The following is a 5,019-nucleotide window of genomic DNA, read 5'->3' on the forward strand; positions in this document are numbered from 1 at the left end:
GTAAGCGACCGAAGGATCTCATAAAACCGTGTTTTCTGAGATTCTTCGGCCTTCGGCCTCAGAATGACCTTTTTAGCGTTATTATTTTTAATTTCGGTTAAGGTGTGCACTTTTAAAACATAAATCGTCTAAAAACTGTGCACTTTTAATTCGTAGATAACATGTCTTAAAACTATAATTGACATTTTTCAGAGGACGTGCTATAAATTAAAACTATGGATGCTAAAAGATTTAAAAGGATTATTTCTAAGTTTAATCGCGCCAAGGTGTTAGTCATTGGCGACTTTATGCTCGATGAGTTTATCTGGGGCGAGGTATCTCGCATTTCTCCAGAAGCGCCTGTGCCGGTTGTCAAAGTCAATTCTAAATCATTTATGCCCGGTGGAGCGCTTAACGTGGTTAATAATATTTCTATGCTGGGAGGAAGAGTTTTTCCATGCGGGGTGATTGGCCGGGACAGAAACGGAAAGAAATTAATCGGATATTTGAAAGAGCGGGGAACCGACACCAAAGGCGTATTTTCTACCTGCCAGCGGCCAACTACCTCAAAAACAAGGATTGTCGCCCGGCATCAGCAAGTAGTAAGAGTGGACACCGAAGACGAAAATCCTGTGGATCTCAAGCTTATTAACCGGATTATAGCATTTGTCCGGGATAGGATCGTCTCTGTGGATATTATTTTGATCGAGGATTATGGCAAAGGAATAATTACTCCCCGCTTACTTTTAGAGGTTTTGTCTATTGCCAGAAGACATAAAAAAATAATAGCCGTTGACCCAAAAGGAGATAATTTTTCTTATTATAAAGGAGTAACGATTATTACTCCCAATCATCATGAGGCGCAGGCAGTAACAGGAATAAAACTAAGCGGCGAAAATGCCTTGGAGCGAACAGGTAAGAAGCTGTTAAATGAACTAAAGGTTCAGGCAGTGCTGATCACTCTTGGTGAAGCAGGGATGTGTTTATTTGAATCGTCAGGCAAGATAACCCATATTCCTACAAAAGCCCAGGAAGTTTTTGATGTGTCTGGAGCAGGTGATACAGTAATTGCTTCAGTTGGTCTGGCTTTGGCTAGCGGCGCGACCATGCAGGAAGCAGCAGCTATTTCTAATTATGCAGCCGGGATTGTAGTGGGTAAACTGGGTATAGCGACGGTAACCCAAGACGAATTGCTGAAAAGTATAGTTCAAGGTGCAAAGCAGGAAGAAATACATAGAAATAAGAAGAAGCTCAAAGAAGATTTCCATTAATTTCTATTTATTTCGCGACAAAATTCCGAAGGAACTTTGAAGCATATTTCTATAGGTTTTTTTGGAGGTAAAAATATGGATGTTATTGGTGTAATTCCAGCACGTTATGAATCCTCCCGGTTTCCCGGCAAGGTGTTAGCCAATATTTTAGGCCGAACCATGATCCAGTGGGTTTGGGAAGCTGCCAGCAAGGCCCATTTGCTGGAGGATTTGATTATAGCCACTGACGATGAAAAGGTGATGAAGGCAATAGAGGCTTTCGGAGGAAAGGGTATTTTAACATCAAAAGGTCATCTTAGCGGTGCAGATAGGATATGCGAGATAGTCAATCCTTTGGATGTCAAGGTAATTGTAAATATCCAGGGCGATGAACCGCTGATTAAACCGGCGATGATTGATGATTTAGCCAGCGTCCTGGTCGAAGACCCTTCTACCCAAATGGTTACCTTAAAGCATGAGATACAGGACAGGGTTCAGCTGCATGATCCAAACATAGTTAAAGTAGTGACTGACAAGGATGGTTTTGCTTTATATTTCTCACGCTCATGCATTCCTTATCAGGTTAAACAAACAGAAGGATCAGTCTTTTCCCCGCACGGGGTATATAAACACATCGGGATGTATGCTTATACTAAAGATTTTTTGTTTAGTTTTGCTAATTTTATTCCATCCTCTTTGGAAAAAGCAGAATCCCTCGAACAACTGCGGGTCTTAGAGCACGGCTGTAAAATAAAGGTTGTTGAAACAAAGTATGATTCTATCAGCGTAGATACACCGCGGGATTTAGACGAGGTAAAGAAACGGATACAATAAACTGCTAAACTATTAAACTGCTAAACTGTTAAACTGTTAAATTGCCAAACTGTTATAACAATTTAGCCATTTAACAATTTAACCATTTAAAAAATGACCAGAGAAATAAAAGTAGGTAATGTAAAAATAGGCGGGAACAACCCTTTAGTCCTGATCGCAGGCCCTTGTGTTATTGAGGATGAGGAAAAGGCTCTTTCTCATGCCGGGATGCTGAAGGATATTACTGCCCGCCTGGATATCCCCTTGATATATAAGTCCAGTTATGATAAAGCGAACCGGACATCTATTTCTTCTTTTCGGGGGCCGGGGGTTAAAAAAGGCATAAAGATCTTAGAAAAAGTAAAAAATGAGATAGGTGTGCCTGTTTTAAGCGACTTGCATTGCCGGGAGGAAATTAAAGAAGTAAAGGAAATACTGGATGTTATCCAGATACCTGCTTTTCTTTGCCGGCAGACAGATCTTATTACTGCCTGCAGCAGGGCCGGCAATGTTATTAATGTTAAAAAAGGACAGTTTATGGCTCCTTGGGATATGGCCCATGTCGTTAGAAAGATAATTGCTTCAGGCGGAAAGCAAATTCTTATTACCGAACGGGGGACGAGTTTTGGGTATAATAATTTAGTTAGCGATATGCGCTCTCTTGAGGTAATGAAAAATTTTGGTTGGCCGATAATATATGATGCTACACATTCTGTTCAACTGCCCGGAGGCGAAGGGAATTCTTCCGGCGGCCAAAGAGAACTTGTTCCTGGGCTGGCAAGGGCTGCTGTGGGGATGGGCTGCGATGGATTGTTTATAGAGGTTCACGTCTCTCCTGATAAAGCTCCTTGCGATGGCCCAAATATGCTGGAAATGGATAAGCTGGAAGTTTTACTCAAGCAGGTCAAAAAAATAGACAAGATTGTTAAAAGCGCTAAACAGCAGCTGAACCTTCAGCCTTAATTTTTCAATCGTCATTCTGCGGCTTGACCGCAGAATCCAAAAATGGAAGTTTTAGGTTTGGAAAAGGAAAATGAAATGAGCATTAAACAGGCAAAAAAGGTTTTGAAGATTGAATCAGGAGCCATTTCCTCGCTTATCCCCCGGCTGGGAAAGAGCTTTCAGAAAGCGATCAGAATGATCTGTAATTGTAAAGGCAGGATAGTGGTTACCGGCATGGGTAAACCCGGATTGATCGCCAGAAAAATCTCTGCAACGCTTGCCTCGATGGGGATCCCCAGCCTGTTTCTTCATCCAGCAGAGGCTGTTCATGGTGATTTGGGAATGGTGACCAAAAGCGACTTGGTGATTGCGCTTTCAAACAGCGGAGAGACAGAGGAAATTATCAGGCTCATTGCTACGATAAAGAAAATAGGGGCCGGCCTTATCTCTTTAACTGGAAATCTGAAATCGAGCTTGGCCAGAAACAGCGAGGTTGCTCTGGATGTCGGGGTTAAAAAAGAAGCCTGCCCTCTTAATCTTGCTCCTACTGCTTCTACAACTGCTATGCTGGCTATGGGTGATGCGCTGGCTATAGTAGTTGTGAGTAAAAAGGACTTTAAGCATGAAGATTACGCCTTTTTTCATCCCGGAGGCGTGTTGGGAAAAAAACTGCTCCTTAAAGTAGAAGATATTATGCGCAGTCGTTCAGCGAGCCCAACAGTAAATGAGAACAGGCTGGTTAAAGAAGCATTGTTGATTATTACCAAAGCCAGGGCGGGATCTGCCAGCGTGGTAGATAGTAAAGGCCGCTTAAGGGGTATTTTTACTGATGGAGATCTCCGCCGGCATCTGGAGACGGAGCCCGATCTTTTAGTCAAAAAAATAAAAGAAGTGATGACCAAAAAGCCTGCTACCATTACAAAGGATAAACTGGCTGCCGAGGCATTTAAGGTTTTGAAAGAGAAAAAAATAGATGAATTGCCGGTTGTCGATGAACGGAATCGGCCTATCGGTTTGGTAGATGTGCAGGATCTGTTAAAGGCCGGCCTGGTCTAAATAATGACGATAATATTTTCGAAGGGTTGATTTGGCAGCTTGTTGCTCAGCTTCTTTCTTGGTTTTTCCTTTACCTTTTCCCAATAGCCGGTCAAAAATCTTAACCACGATAACAAACCTCTTTTTATGCTCCGGACCTTTTTCTTCTATGACCACATAGGAAGGTTGAGATTTTAGCTCTTTCTGGGTGTATTGTTGAAGCAGCCCTTTCCAATTTCTTTCGCCCTTTTTTTGGCTCAAAGATTTAATCTCATTTTTGAACAAGGAATGAACGAAATCTGCTGCTTTATTCAGGCCTCCATCAAGATAAATAGCGCCGATGACTGCTTCCAGGCCGCTGGCCAATATGGAGGCACGCTTGTTGCCGCCGGTTAACATTTCGCCTTTACCAAGTTGAAGAAACTTACCCAGATGCAGCTTTAGCGCCTTTTCAGTCAGGCTGGGGCCGTTAACTAAATTAGCCCTTAATTTGGTCAGTATCCCTTCAGAATACGCTGGAAAGTGTTTGACTAAATAATCACTTACTACTATGCTTAATACGCTGTCGCCTAAAAATTCCAGGCGTTCATTATCTTTGACGGCCTTTAAGATAGATTCGTGAGCGAACGAGCGGTGGGTCAATGCCTTAATTAATATTTTAACATCATTGAACTGATATCCGAGTGTTTTTTGGCATTTAGATAAGCTGTTTTCCGTTATGGAGGGCCTGTCCTTTTTTACGAAGGGATTAACTTCTATCATATTTTAATAGTTTAAACCACAATAGGCCCAATAGTCAAGTATAATGTAGATAATTGTTATTTAAAAATTAAAAGTGCACAGTTTTAGAGCGATTTATGTTTTAAAAGTGCGCACCTTAACCGAAATTAAAAATAATAACGCTAAAAAGGTCATTCTGAGGCCGAAGGCCGAAGAATCTCAGAAAACACGGTTTTATGAGATCCTTCGGTCGCCCTTCGGGAATACTCAGGACTTCCTT

5 protein-coding genes are annotated in these 5,019 nt (G+C 41.9%); 4 read left to right on the plus strand and 1 reads right to left on the minus strand.

Features of this window, described 5'->3' with window-relative positions; genetic code table 11:
* Positions 1-215: 215 nt before the first annotated feature.
* The 4 genes from rfaE1 (at position 216) to U9Q08_00615 (ending at position 4,040) form a co-directional block, all read left to right on the plus strand.
* Complete coding sequence (gene rfaE1, locus U9Q08_00600) at positions 216-1,250, plus strand: D-glycero-beta-D-manno-heptose-7-phosphate kinase (GenBank protein MEA3328231.1); 1,035 nt, start codon at positions 216-218, stop codon at positions 1,248-1,250.
* Positions 1,251-1,325: 75 nt separating this feature from the next.
* Positions 1,326-2,063, plus strand: a complete 738-nt coding sequence (kdsB, locus tag U9Q08_00605; GenBank protein MEA3328232.1) for a 3-deoxy-manno-octulosonate cytidylyltransferase — start codon at positions 1,326-1,328, stop codon at positions 2,061-2,063.
* Positions 2,064-2,156: 93 nt separating this feature from the next.
* Positions 2,157-3,005 carry a 3-deoxy-8-phosphooctulonate synthase gene (gene kdsA / locus U9Q08_00610; GenBank protein MEA3328233.1) on the plus strand — a complete coding sequence of 283 codons (849 nt, stop codon included), beginning with the start codon at positions 2,157-2,159 and terminating at the stop codon, positions 3,003-3,005.
* A 75-nt stretch (positions 3,006-3,080) separates the two neighbouring features.
* Complete coding sequence (locus tag U9Q08_00615; GenBank protein MEA3328234.1) at positions 3,081-4,040, plus strand: KpsF/GutQ family sugar-phosphate isomerase; 960 nt, start codon at positions 3,081-3,083, stop codon at positions 4,038-4,040.
* Here the strand turns inward: U9Q08_00615 and rnc are convergent.
* Positions 4,020-4,781, minus strand: a complete 762-nt coding sequence (gene rnc, locus U9Q08_00620; GenBank protein ID MEA3328235.1) for a ribonuclease III — start codon at positions 4,779-4,781, stop codon at positions 4,020-4,022. The genes U9Q08_00615 and rnc overlap by 21 nt on opposite strands.
* Positions 4,782-5,019 lie beyond the last annotated feature (238 nt).

It is taken from the genome of Candidatus Omnitrophota bacterium (assembly GCA_034717435.1).
Classification (GTDB): Bacteria; Omnitrophota; JAUWXU01; order JAUWXU01; family JAUWXU01; genus JAYELI01.